Below are 15491 nucleotides of genomic sequence, written 5' to 3'. Positions count from 1 at the left end.
GTTCGGCCGGGGCGAGTCCGCAGGTGTCGCAGTACAGCTCGCCGCCGCCCATGTCCTCGTACGACCCCTCGCAACCGGGCCGACCGCACTTCCGCTCACTCACCGGCTGCTCGCTCAACCTCATCCCCTCACCGCTCACGCGTCGGGCCCCCTCCGGTCCACACGGTCATGAGGCCCGCCCTGCTCGGGCACCTGCGGGCTCAGCAGCTCGGCCGCCGCCCGCTGATAGCGCAGCACCGCCTCCTCAGCCACCCGCAGATCGCAGGGAGCGCTCCACAGCATGCGCCGGGCCGCGTCGTAGCGCTCGACCAGGAACGGGTCCTCGGCGAAGCCGTGCCGGGCGACCTTGGCCTTGTACGCGTCGAGACGGCCGCGCAGCTCGGCGCGGACCGCCAGCGGCTGGGTGACCGCCGTCAACGACTCACGGGCGCGCAGGAGTTCGTCCTCCGCCTTCTCCTCCAGCGCCTCCAGGAGCGGCGAGAGGCGGTGCCACTGCGCGTGCCGGCGGTACTCCGCGGCCTTCGCCAGCTGCTCCTGCAGCACCGTCGGCGGACCGCTGACGGCCGGCACCTCGGACGCGGCGATCTTCGCGAGGACCTCGCCGCGGGCACTGCGCGCCTCGGCGAGGGTGCGGTCCGCGCGGCTGAGCACGTCCCGCAGCTTCACCAGCCGGGCCTCGGCGTCCTGGCGCACCGTCAGGACCGCGTCGATCTCCCGGCGCACCTCCTCCAGGGCGCGCGCCTCACGGTCGTACGCCGCCGTGTCGGGGCGGCCGCCGCCCGGGGCCGAACTCCCCTGCGCGGGGACCCAGAAGGCGAGCGGGTCGGAGACCACCCGCTCGCGCAGGGCGGTCAGGGTCCGGGTGATCCGCTCCAGGTCGTCGCCGGAGGGGTGTTCGCCGGGGCGCACGCCCACGGAGTGCGCGAGCGTCCGGGTGCGCTGGAGCTCCGCGGCCAGTAAATCTATGCGGGCGGGCAGCGCGGACCACACGGCGTCCGCGGTGACGACCATGTCGAGCGAGGTCGCGTACAGATCGTTCATCCGGTCCACCAGGGCGGCCAGCGAGAACCGCTCGCTGAGCTTGCCGGCGGGGGCCAGGGTCGGCGCGTTCGCGGTGGCCGTGGTGGACCCGGCGACCGTGATGCCCGAACCGCGCAGCAGCTCGGTCAGCTCGACCAGGTCCTCACGGCTGGACCAGCGTCTGCGGGAGCGGATCTCGCGCGCGGAGCGCAGCGCGTCCGCGTACGCGTCGAAGTACGCCCACAGCAAGGTGATCGACGCGTCCGCGGACGCCCAGCGCTCCTTGGTCGTGCCGGTGAGTTCGGCGCCTTCCAGGAGTCTTCGGCCCGCGTGGTCCTGCAGGGCGAGGAGCGAGGTCTCGATGGCCTCGTGCTCCGCGCCGAGGCGCGCCAGCGCACGGTCCGCCTCGTCCCGGTCCATCACCGGCCCGGGGGGTCCCGTGACGCCCATCGATCACCTCTCGTTCTCGTGCGTTCCCGGCGCGCTCGGTGTGCGCGGCCGGTCAACTCTCCGGTCGTGTCAGGTCGGTTGCCGGTACAGGGCGGGGGGCGGGCTCTCCGAGGGCGAGTGGGGTCCGAGGGTCGGGGCGAGCCACTTGTCGTACGACTGCCGCCAGCCGTCCTTGCGGTAGTCGGCCAGCACCTGGTTGACCCGGCGTACCAGGTCCTCGGCGCCCAGCTTCATCGCCACGCCGTAGTACTCGGTGGTGAAGGTGCCGCCCTTGAGCTCGACCGTGGGGTCCTGGGCGGCCTGGCTCGCCGCCAGCGCGCCGTCGGTCACCACCGCGTCGGCCTCGCCGAGCTGGAGGCGTACCAGGCAGTCCAGCTGGTTGGGCACGGGCGGCAGGACGACGGCGGAGGAGACGAGGCTGCCCGCCTTCCGGTCCGCCACCAGACGTTCGTTCGCGGTGGACTTGGCCGCCGAGCAGATCTTCTTGCCGGCCAGGCTCTTGTCGTACCCCGTGATGCCGGAGCTCACCGGGGCCAGCACCTGCTGGCCGGTCTTGAAGTAGGGCGCGGAGAACGCGACGTCCTTGAGGCGGGTGCAGTTGATCGTCATGGTGCGCACCACCATGTCGACCTGGCCGCTCTGGATCGCGGGGATGCGCTGGCTGGTGGGGATCGCGCGGAACTGGACGGCGTTCTCGTCGCCCAGGATGTTCTTGGCGATCGCGTGGACCAGGTCGATGTCGAAGCCCTCCAGGTCGCCGCCGGCCTTCGGGTTGTTCGGGTCGCGGTAGCCCCAGTGGTAGCTGTTCTGGTCGACGCCGACGATCAGCCGCCGGTCCTTGCGGTTCTTGATGGCGTCGATCGTCGTCCCGTCCGCGCCCGACGGGGCGAGGCTCTGGTTCTGCGGGTCGGTGCAGTCCTCGGCCCTGGCCTGGGTGCCCCGGGCCAGGCCGGGCCCGCCGACACCGGTGCTGCCGTCACCGCGCGCGGAGTTCGGCAGCATCAGGGCGAGGACCAGGGCCGTCACGCAGGCGAGCGCCATCGTGCCCACGCCGCCCCAGCCCCTCAGGCTCGCCCTCAGGCGCCGTGCGTTCATCGCCGCTCCTCCTCTCACCGGTACTCCGAAAGCCTGCGGCCGATGCCGAGCACCGCGCCCGCGGCGGCCAGCACGGCCAGGACCGCGGCGCCGGCCGGGAGGCCGGTCATAGCGCCCAGGCCGTCGCCCGCCGCCCGCTGGAACTCGTCCTGCTCGTGCGTCAGCGCGATCCCCAGGTTCTTGTCCACGACGTCGAAGCACTCGCCCGTGGGCTTCTTGTCGGGGGAGCCGATGACCCGGTCCAGCGCGAGCTGGTAGTCGCCGGCGTCGTCGGCCTTGCGGGCCTCCTTGTGACGCTGCTTCCAGACCTCCATGCCGGCGGTCGCGGCCTGTACGGGCTTCTTGCCCGAGCTGTCGTCCGCGAGGCCCGCTGCCACGGCGAGGCCCTTGGTGAGCGTCTTCATGTCCGTGCGGAAGTTGTAGTCGTACAGGTCCTCGGTCGTCTTGCCGTCGGCCAGGGTCCTGGTCTCCGCGCCCCGGCTGACCAGGGTGAGGTTCTCGTTGCCCCGCGCCTTCAGGGACGCGATCTGCGCGTCGTGCAGCACGTTCAGGGAACGGACCCCGTGGTCGTAGGACTCGTCGAGCCCGGACCGGGCGAAGGTGTGCCCGACGGTGAGCCACAGCAGCACGACCAGGGACGCGGCGGTGGCGGCGGCCATGCCCTGGTTCAGCACCCGGTTCGTACGCCGGTAGTTGCGGCGCTGGGCCCAGGCCAGGGCGGCGAGCGCGACGAGACCGAGGGCGATCGCGGCCCACGGGTAGGGCTCCGCGTCGGCGTAGTCGCTGTTCAGCCGCTGGTTCTCGCGCTGGTAGAGATGCCCGGCCTTCGGGAGCATCTCGCGCTGCATCGTGTCGTTCGCGTACCGCAGATACGCGCCGCCCAGCGGGTAGCCCTGCCGGTTGTTGGCGCGGGCCCGCTCGATCAGGCCCTTGTACTTGGGCAGCAGCTCGTTGAGCTGGGAGATCGTCTTGGCGGCGGGGGAGCCCGGCTCGGAGCTGTTGGCCGCGGTGATCAGCTTCGCGGCCGCCGTCCGGATGTCCTGCTCGTAGCGCTCGCGGACCTCCTGAGGCTCCTGACCGCCCGCCAGGAAGCCGCTGGAGGCGGCGGTGTTGGCGTCGGCGAGCGCGCGGTAGATGTCGGCGGCGCTCGCGCTCAGCGGCTGGCTGCGGTGCAGCACGTTGTCGGCCGCGGCCGAACGTTCCGTCATCTGCCAGGCGGTGACGGCTCCGAACGCGACGACCAGCAGGGCGAGGACGGCGCCGATGATCCGCAGCCGGCCCGGCTCCGTCGTCGCCGCGGCACGCATCCGGTCCACACCCTCCGCCCACGCCGTGCGCCGCGGCGCCGCGCCGGGGGCCGGGGGAGCGCTCTGCGGGGCGCCCGGCGCCCCCGGGGACACGGGGGTCCCGCCCGGCGGCCGGGGCGGGCCGGGCTGCGGCGGAACGGCCGGCATCGTGGGCGCGCCCCGCCCCGGTGGCGCCGCGCTGCCCTTCGGCGGGTGTGTCACCCTCGACCTCCCCCATGGTCATCCGCTCGGTCACGCCCACCGCGGACGCGGGAAGCGCGGCCGGCCGGCGTACGTGCACGGCGGCAAGTATCGCCGCCCGAACCGGCATCCGCACAGGCCTTGCCTGGATCTTGTCGGAGCACGGCGCAGCACGATCTCCCCGCGCCACCCCCCTTCTCATGAACACGTGTTCCGCATCTGTTTGGTTCCCGCCCCTTCACGCCAGGTCGTGGGAGTTCCCGGGGCCGTGGCCGTCGGCAGCGGCTCCGGCGGCCGTCGGGTCTCCTCAGTCCCCTTCGTAGAACGCCCGTACCCGCGCGTGGATCTCGCCCGCGGCCCGTACGTGGTCCAGGCCGAGGAGCGCGGCGCCCAGGACCGGCGGGGCGGTGACCACCTGAGGGACCGCCTTGGGCGCGCGGGCGGCCAGGAGTTCGTGGACGCGGTCGTCGAGCAGGGGATGGCGGGCGGCGAGGATGCCGCCGCCGAGCAGGACCGGGGTCTCCTCGGCGAGCAGACCGAGGCGGCCGAGGGCCACGGTCGCCATCGTGACCACCTCGTCCGCGAGCCGGTCGACGATCGCCCGGGCCACCGGGTCGCCGTCCGCCGCCGTGGCGAACAGGACCGGGGTCAGCTCGTGCCGCCGAGCGCCCGGGACGTGCTCCAGGTGCAGCGCCTCGATGAGCGCGTACATCGAGTCCAGGCCGAAGTGCGCGGGCAGGGTGCGGGCCAGCGCGGTCTCGCCGCCCCGGCCGTCCTCGGCCCGTGCCGCGTGCCACAGGGCCTCCTCCGCCAGACCCCAGCCGCCGCCCCAGTCGCCGGAGATGCGGCCGATGGCGGGGAAGCGGGCGGTGCGGCCGTCGGGCCGCATGCCGACGCAGTTGATGCCGGCCCCGCAGACCACGGCGACACCGCGCGGCTCGGCGATCCCGGCCCGCAGGATCGCGAAGGTGTCGTTGCGCACCTCCACCCCCGCGCCCCAGGCGCGCGCCCGCAGCGCGGCCGCCAACTGTTCCTCCTCCACCGGCAGATCGGCGTTGGCGAGGCAGGCCGAGACATGGCCGACCGAGGTGACGCCCGCCTCGGCGAAGGCCCGTCGCACGGCGTCGGCGACCGCGTCCACCGCCGTCTCGACGCCGACCGCCGGGGGCCGGAACCCGCCGCCGCGCGCGGTGCCGGCCACGGTGCCGTCCGCGGCCACCACGGCGACGTCGGTCTTGCTGTTCCCCGCGTCGATGGCCAGGACGAGGCCCGCGGGACCGGACCCGGCGTCCGCGGGGCCGCACCCGGCAGCCGTCCCGGCACCGGTTTCCGTCGACGTCATGCCCACGCGAGGTGCTCCCGGTTGTGCGCGATCAGCTGGTCGGTCAGGGTGTCGGCCAGGGCGTACTGGCCGACCAGGGGGTGGGCGAGCAGCGCCCGGAAGACCCGGTCGCGTCCGCCGCGCAGGGCGGCGTCCAGGGCGAGGTCCTCGTACGCGGTCACGTTCGCCATGAGGCCCGCGTACAGCGGGTCCACGGCCGGCACCGGCAGTGGGGCGGGCCCCTTGGCGTTCACCGCGGCCTGCACCTCGATCACCGCGTCGTCCGGCAGGAACGGCAGGGTTCCCCGGTTGTACGTGTTCACCACCTGGTACGGGCTGCCGCCCCCGCCGAGCAGGGAGGCGGCGAGGTCCACGGCGGCCTCCGAGTAGTAGGCGCCTCCCCGCTTCGCCAGCAGCTCCGGCTTCTCGTCGAGCGCCGGGTCGCCGTACATGGTCAGCAACTGCCGTTCCATCTCCGCCACTTCGGCGGCCCGGGAGGGCTTGGTGCGCAGCTCTCGGACCACCTCGTCGTGCGCGTAGAAGTAGCGCAGGTAGTACGAGGGGACCACGCCGAGCCGGTCGACGAGGGTGCGGGGCAGACGCAGGTCGTCCGCTACGGCGTCCCCGTGTCCGGCGAGCAGCCGGGGCAGCACGTCCTCGCCCTCGGGCCCGCCCAGGCGCACACCGGTCTCCCAGGTGAGGTGGTTGAGGCCCACATGGTCGAGATGCACCTCGGCGGGGGAGACCCCGAGCAGTGCGGCGAACTTCCGCTGGAAGCCGATCGCCACGTTGCACAGGCCGACCGCCTTGTGGCCGGCCCGGAGCAGGGCACGCGTCACGATGCCGACCGGGTTGGTGAAGTCGATGATCCACGCGTCCGGGTTGGTGCGGCGGACCCGCTCGGCGATGTCCAGGACCACCGGAACCGTGCGCAGCGCCTTGGCCAGGCCGCCCGCGCCGGTCGTCTCCTGTCCGACGCAGCCGCACTCCAGCGGCCAGGTCTCGTCCTGCTCGCGGGCCGCCTGGCCGCCGACGCGCAGCTGGAGGAGCACGGCGTCGGCGCCCTCCACACCCGCGTCCAGATCGGAGGTGGTGACGATCCGGCCGGGGTGGCCCTGCCGGGCGAAGATCCGGCGGGCCAGGCCGCCGACCAGTTCCAGGCGCTCGGCGGCCGGGTCGACGAGGACGAGTTCCTCGACGGGCAGGGTGTCCCTGAGCCGGGCGAAGCCGTCGATGAGTTCGGGGGTGTAGGTCGACCCTCCGCCGACCACGGTGAGTTTCATGGTTAACCCTTCACTCCGGTGAGCGTGACGCCTTCGACGAACGCCTTCTGCGCGAAGAAGAACACGAGGATCACGGGGGCCATGACCAGGACGGTCGCGGCCATGGTGAGATTCCAGTCGGTGTGGTGCGCGCCCTTGAAGGACTCCAGGCCGTAACTCAGCGTCCAGGCGCCCGGGTTCTCGGACGCGTAGATCTGCGGGCCGAAGTAGTCGTTCCAGGCGTAGAAGAACTGGAAGAGCGCGACGGCCGCGATCCCCGGCCTGGCCATCGGCAGGACGACCTTCAGCAGGGTCCGCAGTTCCCCGCAGCCGTCGACCCTGGCGGCGTCCAGGTACTCGTTCGGGATGGTCATCAGGAACTGGCGCAGCAGGAAGATGGAGAACGCGTCCCCGAACGCCATCGGGATGATCAGCGGCCACAGCGTGCCGGACAGGCCGAGCTGCTTGGCCCAGAACAGGTACATCGGGATGATCACGACCTGCGGCGGCAGCATCATCATCGAGATGACCAGCATCAGGGACAGGTTCCGGCCCCGGAAGCGGAACTTGGCGAGCGCGTAGGCGACGGGGACGGACGAGACGACGGTGAGCGCCGTGCCGAGGCCCGCGTACAGCAGCGTGTTCTTCCACCAGGTGAGGAAGCCGGGGGTGTCGAAGACCTTCTTGTAGTTGCCCCATTCCCAGGTGTGCGGGATCAGGTCGCGGCTGAGCGCCTGGCTGTCGCTCATCAGCGAGGTCAGGAACACGAACACGAAGGGCAGCACGAAGAAGAGGGCGGCCGCGACGCCGAGGGAGTGGACCGCGACCCACTCCAGGAGGGCCCTGCGGCGGGCGGTGCGTTCGGCGGGGGAGGCCTGCGCGGTCAGTTTCACCGGCTTGTCGAGTACTTGGGTCATCGGTCAGTCACCTGCCTGGATGAGGCCGCCCCGGCGCCGCATGAGGAACGCGGTGAACACCATGGACAGGGCGAACAGCACGAGCGCGACCACACAGGCGGAGCCGTAGTCGAAGCGCTGGAAGCCGAGGTTGTAGACGAGCTGGGGCAGGGTGAGCGTCGACTTGTCGGGGTAGCCGGGCTCGAACTGCGTGCCGGCGCCCTGGATGACGCCCGAGGCGACCTTCCCGGCGATGAGCGGCTGCGTGTAGTACTGCATGGTCTGGATGACCCCGGTGACCACGGCGAACATCACGATGGGCGAGATGTTCGGCAGGGTGACGTACCGGAAGCGCTGCCAGGCCGAGGCGCCGTCCAGCTCGGCGGCCTCGTACTGCTCGGTCGGTACGTCGAGCAGCGCGGCCATGAAGATGACCATCAGGTCGCCGATGCCCCACAGGGCCAGCAGGGTCAGGGCGGGCTTGGACCAGGCGGGGTCGTTGAACCAGCCGGGGGCCGTGACGCCCGCCTTCTCCAGGATCGAGTTGACCGGCCCCGTACCGGGGTTGAGGAGGAACGCGAAGGCCATGGTGGCGGCCACCGGCGGGGCGAGGTAGGGCAGGTAGAAGAGGGTGCGGAAGACACCCGTGCCCGTCCTGATCTTCGTGATCAGCAGTCCGACGCCGAGTCCGAACAGCACCCGCAGGGTCACCATGACGAGGACCAGCCACAAGGTGTTGCGGAGCGCGGGCCAGAACAGCGGGTAGTTCTCGAAGACGTAACGCCAGTTCTTCGTCCCGCTCCAGGTCGGCGGCTTGAAGCCGTCGTAGTGCATGAAGGAGAAGTAGACGGTCGAGATCAGCGGGTAGGCGAAGAAGACCGCGAAGCCGATCAGCCAGGGCGACATGAAGGCGAGGGTCCGAAGCGCCGACCTGCGGCGCTTGGAGGCGAGCGTGACAGTACTCATCGGCGTGCGGCTACTTCGCCTGCGCGATGTCTGTGTCGATCTGCTTGGCGGTGGCTTCCAGCCCCGCCTTCAGGTCCTTCGTCTTTCCGCTCTCGTAGTCGTATCCGAACTGCTGGATCGTCACGAGGTAGGTGCCGCCGTTGATGGACGCCGGGGTCGTCGTCGAGTTCGGGTTCGAGGCGATGTCCAGGAACGTCTTGAACCGCGGGTCGTACTTCAGCTTCGGCGACTTGAGGGCCGCGAGCGTCGAGGGCACGTTGTGGATGCCGTTGGCGAAGCCCACCACCGCGTCCGTGTCCGTGGTCATGTACTTCACCAGCTCCCAGGCCGCGTTCTGCTTGTGGCTGGTGGACGCGATGCCCGCGATCGTGCCGGTGATGTAGCCCTTGCCGTACTGGTCCGCCCGGTCGTCCGGAACGGGCAGCGGGGCGACGCCGATCTCGAAGTCGGGCTTGGCCTCCTCGGCCATGCCGAGCCGCCACTCGCCGTCGAGCTGCATGGCCACCTGGCCGGTGTGGAAGGGGTGCTTGGGGCCCCACTCGTCACCGAGCTCGGAGCGGTACGTCTCCAGCTTCTTGAAGCCGCCGAGTTCGTCGACCAGCTTCTTCTGGAGGGTGAACCCGGCGGCGAAGGCGGGGTCCTTGGCGATGTTCGACTTGCCGTTGCTGTCGAAGTACGTCGGGGAGAACTGCCCGAAGTAGTGCTCGGTGGTGGACTCCCAGCCGTGGTAGTCCGGCATGAAGCCGAGCTGGGAGTACGAGTCGCCCTTGGTGATCGTGAGCTTCTTGGCGTCGGTCTCGAACTCGGACCAGGTCTTCGGCGGGGAGGCGATGCCGGCCTTCTTGAAGGCGTCCTTGTTGTAGTAGAGCCCGTACGCGTCACCGAGGAGCGGCACCGTGCAGCGGTTGCCGTCGAACTGGGTGTACTCGTTCATCGCCTTCGGGAAGGTCGTCTCCGGGTCGATGTGCGCCTTCTTGAAGAGGGGGTTCAGATCGACGAAGGCGCCGGACGAGCAGAACTTGCCGACGTTGTTGGTGGTGAAGGACGAGACGACGTCGGGGGCTTTGTCGCCGCCCGCGCGCAGCGCCTGGTTGATCTTGTCGTCGGTCATGTTGCCGACGATGTTCACGTGGATGTTGGGGTGTGCCTTCTCGAAGCCCGCGACCAGCGACTTCACGGCCTCGACCTCGTTCGGCGCGCTCCAGGCGTGCCAGAAGTTGATCGTCTGCTCCTTGGACGCGTCGTCGCCTCCGCCGCTGTCGGGCTGGCCGGTACAGGCGGTGGCGAGGAGGGCTATCGAGGCGGATGCGGCGAGCGCTGCAGCCGTCTTTCGGGACATTCCGGGCATGGCGAGATCTCCCTGCGAGGGACGGGGCGGGACACGGGAAGGTGCCGGCTCGGGCGGGGCGAAGGAAGCACCGGCCCGAGGCGGGTCGAAGGAGTCGGAGGGATCGAGGCGTCGGAGGGGTCGGGGCTCGGGACGGGGTCAGCGGGAGGTGTCGAAGACCTCGTCGCGGGTGGCTGCCAGGGCGCTCTCCAACGCGCCGCGCAGCACGGGGTGTTCGTGGACGTCGCCGACGACGAGGCGCGGCCGGGACGCGGCCAGCTCCTCCAGTTCGGCCTGGACCAGGGCGCGCAGCGGTTCGCCGCCCGCGGTGAGCGAGGCTCCGCTGAGGACGACCAGTTCGGGGTCGAGCACGGAGACGAGGGAGGCCAGACCGGTGGCGAGTCCGGTCGCGTACCTCTCGAGGAGCTGCCGGTAGGGGCCCGCGTCGACGGCGGCGGCCCGTTCGACGGCGGCGGCCGCGACCTCGGCGTACGGGCCCGTGGGCAGGTCCGTGATGCCGAGTTCGCGGGCCAGCTTCGGGAGGGCCTGGGAGCCGGCCAGCTCCTGGTAGCCGCCGCTGTTGGCCCGGGTCACGTGGCGGACCAGGGGTGCGCCGGGCACCGGCAGGAAGCCGACCTCGCCCGCGCCGCCGGTCCAGCCGCGGTGCAGCCGGCCGCCGAGGACGAGGGCCGCGCCGAGACCGCCCTCGTTCCAGAGCAGGACGAAGTCCTCGTGCCCCCGCGCGGCGCCGAGCCGCTGCTCCGCGATGGCGACGAGGTTGACGTCGTTCTCGTACTCGACGGGCATCGGCAGCGCGGCGGCGAGTTCGTCGAGGAGCGTGGGGGAGTGCCAGCCGGGCAGGTGGGAGGCGTAGCGCAGCCGGCCCGTGTTGGGGTCGAAGGCGCCGGGGGTTCCGATGACCAGGCGGCGGACGTCGCCCCGGGCGAGCCCGGCGGCCTTCACCGCGCCGTCGAGGGCTTCGGTGACCTGCCGGACGACGGGCTGGGCCGGGCGGCGGCCCGGGGTGGGCAGTTCGTACGTGCCCACCGTGCGGCCGGTGATGTCGGCGACGGCGGCGAGGACGCGCTCGGGGGTGACGTCGAGGCCCGCCGCGTGGGCGGCGCCCGGATTGACCTCGTACAGCTGGGCGCTGGGGCCCGGCCGGCCCTCGCTGGTGCCGGTGGCCAGGACGAGTCCGGCGGCCTCCAGCCGGGCGAGGAGCTGGGAGGCGGTGGGCTTGGACAGCCCGGTGAGCTTTCCGATCCGGGTCCGCGAGAGCGGTCCGTGCGCGAGCAGCAGATCGAGGGCGGCACGGTCGTTCATCGCGCGCAGGACGCGCGGAGTGCCCGGCGTTCCGGCGGATCCTGCCATGTCTGTCGCCACCTGCCCTTCTCGATCGACCAGCTTCCCAGGGGTGCCTCCGGGAAGTCCACCAGGAGATCATTGTTAGGAAAGTTTCCTATTGCTGGTTCGAGGAAAGTAGGCCGGAGGGGGCGGGGGCGTCAAGAGCGAACGCCGCCGAGGCGACGGAGTCGTCACCCGGGCGGCGCGTGCGGGGCGGGGATCGGCCGTGACGGCGCCCCGCGTGCGGATCGCGCCCGCGCCGCGAGGACCGGCCGAAACGAAGCCGCCCCCGCCGCGGACGAACTCGTCTGCTGCGGGGGCGGCTTGAGGTGAGCCGGAGGCGGACCCGGTCCTGGTTACTTCACGTCGACGTAGTCGCCCGTGGCCGTGGCGGTGCCCGTGGTGGCCGTGCCCGCGAACGTGTAGCGGTAGGTGCCGTCGGCCGAGGCCTTGACCGTGGTGCTCAGGGCGCCCGCGGTGCCGGAGGTCACCGTCTTGACGGTCTTGTAGGCGGTGGCGCCCTTGGCCTTGAACTGGAGGGCGGCCGGCTGGCCCTTGAAGCCGGCGTACTTGCCGGACGCCCAGTCGGCGCGGGTCAGCGCGCCCTTGACGGTGAGCGTGGCGCCCTTCTTCACCGGCTCGGGGGTGGCGTTGGCGGTGAGCTTCGCGGCGCGCTTGATCTGTACGGAGCCGGGGACGCCCCACATGTCGGAGCCGAACTCCGTGCTGACGTGGTTGTCGGAGTCGTCGTTGTCCGTGGTCATGTGGCCGTAGTAGCCGGCGACCTTCCAGGTACCGGCGTCCGACGCCCCGTAGAAGTAGTCCTGGGGGTAGACGGCGATGACCTCCTTGCAGGACTGCGTGACCGTCGTGGCGGTCGTGGCCGTCGTGGTGCAGGTCGGGAGGTCGTCGGGACCCAGCACGTTCTCCTGCCTCGCGAGCGACGCCCCCTTGTACAGGAGGATGCCCGCGGCGGTCGTCTCGCCGTCGATGACGAGGTCGGACGGGCGGACGAAGGTGTAGGTGATCGGGACCTTCACCATGTTGGTGGTGCCGACGACGATCGGCTTGCCGTTGTTCACCACCGCGTCGGAGAAGGAGAGGTCCGGCGTGGCGGCCGAAGCGGACGGCGCGGCCAGGGCGGACACGGCCAGGGCGCCGGAGACGACGGCGCCGATGGCGTACTTGCGCATGGATTCCCCACATTCGAGGCGGGCCCCTGGGCGTTGCGCTCCAGAACAAGGGCCCGCTGTTGGGGCGACAGTAGACGGTTGGACGATGTGGACGGAATGCGGGGGGCGTGTGAAGGGGAAGCGCTGCGTCCCGGTGTGCGGGGCGGGGTGCCGCGGGCAGGAATGCCGTGTCGGAGCGTCAGCAGCGTGACGGCCCGGGCTCATTACGGCTTCGTCACGATCGGTTGCGCGCGGGTGGGGTGCGGCGCTTCGGGGCGATGCGCACCTCTTGGGGAGGGGGTCCTCGCCGTGCGGGTGACGGTGGCCGGGCCGGCCTCATGCCCTCCTCACAGGATCCGGTTCCTATGATCCGCCGCATGAAGGTGAACCGTTCGGAGTGGGCCGCGCCGGCGTGCCCGGGAGGCCGGCCGTGAGGCTGCTGATGGCGTGCTGGCGCGAGGCCGCGGTCAAGAGCGTGCCGGTGGCGTTCGTCCTGATGGTCACCGACTTCGTGAACGACGGGTTCACCTGGGAGTCGGTCGGCGGCGCGTTGGTCTTCAGGCCTCTGTGCTGGGGCGCCATGACGCTCGGCTGGGCGGCCTTCGGGGTGCGGTCGCTGCGGCGGCGGGCCCGGACCGCCGGCATCGCGCTCACCGGGGCCGCGCTGGACGAACGGCAGCGGCACGTACTGCGTCCGGTGCGGGTCTCGGACGGGTGGCAGGAGCGGGTCCGCGAGCAACTGGTGGCCTCGGAGCGGGCGTTCCTCGTCGCCGAGAAGGGACGCGAGGAGATCCACTTCCGGTGGCGTCCCTGGCGCGGGAAGCAGTCGGTCTGGGGCTCGTTGTCCTTCGGCGCGCCCTCGGGGGACGTCGTCCTCGACGTCCGCGACGGTGAGGGGCTCCGGGGGGCGGCCGCACTGGGCAGGGGATCGGCGTTCGCCGCCGTGTGCCAGATGGCCGGGGCGACCGGGCTGGAGGCGGCACCGCTCGTGGAGGAGCACCCGACCGGGCGGGAAGCGGGAGCGGGAACGGGAGCGCTCGTGAAGGAACCTCCGACGGCGTACGACCGGCCGATCGGCTGACGGACCGGCCGACGGACCGCCGACCGGCTGACGGCGGCGGATCGTACTGATGAGCGGTGGGCCGTTCGACGGCGAAGGGGCGGTACCCGGAACTTCTCCGGATACCGCCCCTTCCGCGTACCGCCTCGGTCCTACTTCGGCACGCTCGACGGAGCCGGGGACGGAATGGGGGTGGTCGCCGCCGACTGGGGGGATTCCGCGTTGGCGAAGACCGACGGGGCCGCCACCGCGGCCGACGGGTCGAGGGGCTCGTCCTCCACGGGCGCGGCCGTGCCGCCCACGATACGGATGTCCGCGGCGTCGAAGGCGCGCTTGATGCGCCACCGGAGCTCGCGCTCCACGGAGCTGGCCTTGCCGGGCATGGTCTTCGCCGAGACGCGGACCACCATGGAGTCGAGGAGGACGCTGTCCAGGCCCAGGATCTCGATCGGGCCCCACAGCCGCTCGTTCCAGGGCTCTTCCTTGCTGATGGTCTCGGCGACGTCGTCGATGACGGAGCGGACGTGGTCCAGGTCCTCCGAGGCGCGGACCGTGACGTCCACACCGGCCGTCGCCCAGCCCTGGGAGAGGTTCCCGATGCGCTTGACCTCGCCGTTGCGGATGTACCAGATCTCGCCGTTGTCGCCGCGCAGCTTGGTCACGCGCAGACCCACCTCGATGACCTCGCCGGAGGCCACGCCCGCGTCGATCACGTCGCCGACGCCGTACTGGTCCTCCAGGATCATGAAGACGCCGGAGAGGAAGTCGGTGACCAGGTTGCGGGCGCCGAAACCGATCGCGACACCGGCCACACCCGCCGAGGCGAGCAGCGGAGCCAGGTTGATCTCGAACGTGCTGAGGATCATCAGCGCGGCCGTGCCCATGATCAGGAAGGACGCGACCGAACGCAGGACCGAGCCGATGGCCTGGGAGCGCTGACGGCGGCGCTCCACGTTCACCAGCAGACCGCCGAGCGCCGTGCCGTCGACGGCCTGGGCGGTGCGGCCCATCCGGTCGATGAGCTTGGTGATCGCCCGGCGCACGAACACCCTCAGTACGGCGGCGATCACCAGTACGAGCAGGACGCGCAGACCTATGGCCAGCCAGGTCGACCAGTTCTCCTCGACCCAGCTCGCCGCGTGGGTCGCACTCTCCTGGGCGTCCTGAAGCGTGGGGGTCACCGGAAGCGGGCCGGTCGACGTCGAGGGAGACGGCGAGGGGGCCGCACCGGCGGCCAGGGCCGATAGGACGGGCAGGGACACAGCAGGTACCTCCAGGCGTAGCGGTCTGCCCGCGGCGGGGACATGGGGAGGGGTGCCGTCCGGGCAGAACCACCACACTAACGGGGCATCGTGTGTGGATCGTTGCAATGCCGAGGGGAGAGACAGTGCTCACCTGGGGATGTAGGGGATGTGGTCGAAAACACTCCCAGCCCGTTACCGGGACATGGTGGCGCCACCACCAGGCATGAGGGGAGACTGACTGCAGATCGTCCCGGCGCGAGCCACGCGCCGCCGGCGTACAAGGAGGCATCCGTGCCGCACGTCCTGGTCCTCAACGCGTCGTACGAGCCGCTCGGCGTCGTACCGCTCCACCGCGCGCTCGTCCTCGTCCTCGAGAACAAGGCAGTCTGCCTCGAGGAATCCGGCGCCTTCATGCACAGCGCGACCGTTACTGTCCCCGCACCCAGCGTGGTCCGGCTGAAGAGGTTCGTACGGGTCCCCTACCGCGGGCCCGTCCCGCTGACCAGGCGAGCTCTGTTCGCCCGCGACGGCGGCCGGTGCATGTACTGCGGTGGCGTCGCAACCAGCGTCGACCACGTCATCCCGCGCTCCCGCGGGGGTCAGCACGCCTGGGACAACGTGGTGGCATCCTGCCGCCGCTGCAACCACACCAAGGCCGACCGCCACCTGGTCGAGATCGGCTGGCGCCTGCGCCACAAACCCGCCCCGCCGACGGGGCTCGCTTGGCGCATCATCGGAACCGGGCACAGGGACCCACGCTGGATGCCCTACCTGCAACCGTACGGCGCGGACGACGCCATGGCCCGGATCGACGGCATCTCAGCCTGACGATCCGGGCCTTTGCGTT

At 71.4% G+C, this 15491-nt stretch carries 13 protein-coding genes; 2 read left to right on the top strand and 11 right to left on the bottom strand.

The window, feature by feature from the left end; translation table 11 throughout:
• Positions 1-135 precede the first annotated feature (135 nt).
• From ACH4S8_RS12375 to ACH4S8_RS12330, 10 genes are all read right to left on the bottom strand, one after another.
• Entirely contained in the window at positions 136-1470 is a 1335-nt protein-coding gene (locus ACH4S8_RS12375; protein ID WP_398392784.1) for a hypothetical protein, read from the bottom strand.
• A 69-nt stretch (positions 1471-1539) separates the two neighbouring features.
• Entirely contained in the window at positions 1540-2565 is a 1026-nt protein-coding gene (locus ACH4S8_RS12370) for a glutamate ABC transporter substrate-binding protein (protein ID WP_398392782.1), read from the bottom strand.
• 14 nt (positions 2566-2579) lie between these two features.
• Positions 2580-4019, bottom strand: coding sequence for a hypothetical protein (locus tag ACH4S8_RS12365; RefSeq protein WP_398393166.1), 1440 nt, complete (start codon positions 4017-4019; stop codon positions 2580-2582).
• Between the two features lie 340 nt (positions 4020-4359).
• Positions 4360-5394, bottom strand: a complete 1035-nt coding sequence (locus ACH4S8_RS12360) for an N-acetylglucosamine kinase (RefSeq protein WP_398392780.1) — start codon at positions 5392-5394, stop codon at positions 4360-4362.
• The gene (locus ACH4S8_RS12355; RefSeq protein WP_398392778.1) at positions 5391-6656 is read right to left on the bottom strand and encodes a 6-phospho-beta-glucosidase; all 1266 of its coding nucleotides are present in this window, start codon (positions 6654-6656) and stop codon (positions 5391-5393) included. Before ACH4S8_RS12355 ends, ACH4S8_RS12360 begins: the two co-directional genes overlap by 4 nt.
• A gap of 2 nt (positions 6657-6658) precedes the next feature.
• Positions 6659-7552, bottom strand: coding sequence for a carbohydrate ABC transporter permease (locus ACH4S8_RS12350; protein ID WP_398392776.1), 894 nt, complete (start codon positions 7550-7552; stop codon positions 6659-6661).
• 3 nt (positions 7553-7555) lie between these two features.
• Complete coding sequence (locus ACH4S8_RS12345) at positions 7556-8497, bottom strand: carbohydrate ABC transporter permease (protein WP_398392774.1); 942 nt, start codon at positions 8495-8497, stop codon at positions 7556-7558.
• A gap of 10 nt (positions 8498-8507) precedes the next feature.
• Positions 8508-9845, bottom strand: coding sequence for an ABC transporter substrate-binding protein (locus ACH4S8_RS12340; protein WP_398392772.1), 1338 nt, complete (start codon positions 9843-9845; stop codon positions 8508-8510).
• A gap of 138 nt (positions 9846-9983) precedes the next feature.
• A complete protein-coding gene (locus ACH4S8_RS12335; protein WP_398392770.1) occupies positions 9984-11195 on the bottom strand; it encodes an ROK family transcriptional regulator in 1212 nt (403 codons plus the stop codon).
• 329 nt (positions 11196-11524) lie between these two features.
• Entirely contained in the window at positions 11525-12361 is an 837-nt protein-coding gene (locus ACH4S8_RS12330; RefSeq protein ID WP_398392768.1) for a hypothetical protein, read from the bottom strand.
• A gap of 409 nt (positions 12362-12770) precedes the next feature.
• On the opposite strand from ACH4S8_RS12330, the gene ACH4S8_RS12325 reads away from it, so the two are divergent.
• On the top strand, positions 12771-13421 hold the full coding sequence (locus ACH4S8_RS12325) for a hypothetical protein (protein ID WP_398392766.1): 651 nt from the start codon (positions 12771-12773) through the stop codon (positions 13419-13421).
• A gap of 131 nt (positions 13422-13552) precedes the next feature.
• Here the strand turns inward: ACH4S8_RS12325 and ACH4S8_RS12320 are convergent, their stop codons facing one another.
• Entirely contained in the window at positions 13553-14662 is a 1110-nt protein-coding gene (locus tag ACH4S8_RS12320; RefSeq protein ID WP_398392764.1) for a mechanosensitive ion channel family protein, read from the bottom strand.
• A gap of 273 nt (positions 14663-14935) precedes the next feature.
• On the opposite strand from ACH4S8_RS12320, the gene ACH4S8_RS12315 reads away from it, so the two are divergent.
• Positions 14936-15472 (top strand): HNH endonuclease, encoded by a 537-nt coding sequence (locus tag ACH4S8_RS12315; protein WP_037618871.1) that lies wholly within the window; start codon positions 14936-14938, stop codon positions 15470-15472.
• Positions 15473-15491: the final 19 nt, after the last annotated feature.

The sequence above is a fragment of the Streptomyces sp. NPDC021080 genome (assembly GCF_044333225.1).
Taxonomy (GTDB): Bacteria; Actinomycetota; Actinomycetes; order Streptomycetales; family Streptomycetaceae; genus Streptomyces.
This window is presented reverse-complemented; position numbering and strand designations above follow the sequence as displayed.

Bases quoted from the DNA above. Each gene is read 5' to 3' on its own strand.
- ACH4S8_RS12345 (WP_398392774.1), bottom strand. From the start codon at position 8,497: ATGAGTACTGTCACGCTCGCCTCCAAGCGCCGCAGGTCGGCGCTTCGG.
- ACH4S8_RS12330 (WP_398392768.1), bottom strand. From the start codon at position 12,361: ATGCGCAAGTACGCCATCGGCGCCGTCGTCTCCGGCGCCCTGGCCGTG.
- ACH4S8_RS12360 (WP_398392780.1), bottom strand. From the start codon at position 5,394: ATGACGTCGACGGAAACCGGTGCCGGGACGGCTGCCGGGTGCGGCCCC.
- ACH4S8_RS12335 (WP_398392770.1), bottom strand. From the start codon at position 11,195: ATGGCAGGATCCGCCGGAACGCCGGGCACTCCGCGCGTCCTGCGCGCG.
- ACH4S8_RS12350 (WP_398392776.1), bottom strand. From the start codon at position 7,552: ATGACCCAAGTACTCGACAAGCCGGTGAAACTGACCGCGCAGGCCTCC.
- ACH4S8_RS12365 (WP_398393166.1), bottom strand. From the start codon at position 4,019: ATGCCGGCCGTTCCGCCGCAGCCCGGCCCGCCCCGGCCGCCGGGCGGG.
- ACH4S8_RS12355 (WP_398392778.1), bottom strand. From the start codon at position 6,656: ATGAAACTCACCGTGGTCGGCGGAGGGTCGACCTACACCCCCGAACTC.
- ACH4S8_RS12370 (WP_398392782.1), bottom strand. From the start codon at position 2,565: ATGAACGCACGGCGCCTGAGGGCGAGCCTGAGGGGCTGGGGCGGCGTG.
- ACH4S8_RS12375 (WP_398392784.1), bottom strand. From the start codon at position 1,470: ATGGGCGTCACGGGACCCCCCGGGCCGGTGATGGACCGGGACGAGGCG.
- ACH4S8_RS12340 (WP_398392772.1), bottom strand. From the start codon at position 9,845: ATGCCCGGAATGTCCCGAAAGACGGCTGCAGCGCTCGCCGCATCCGCC.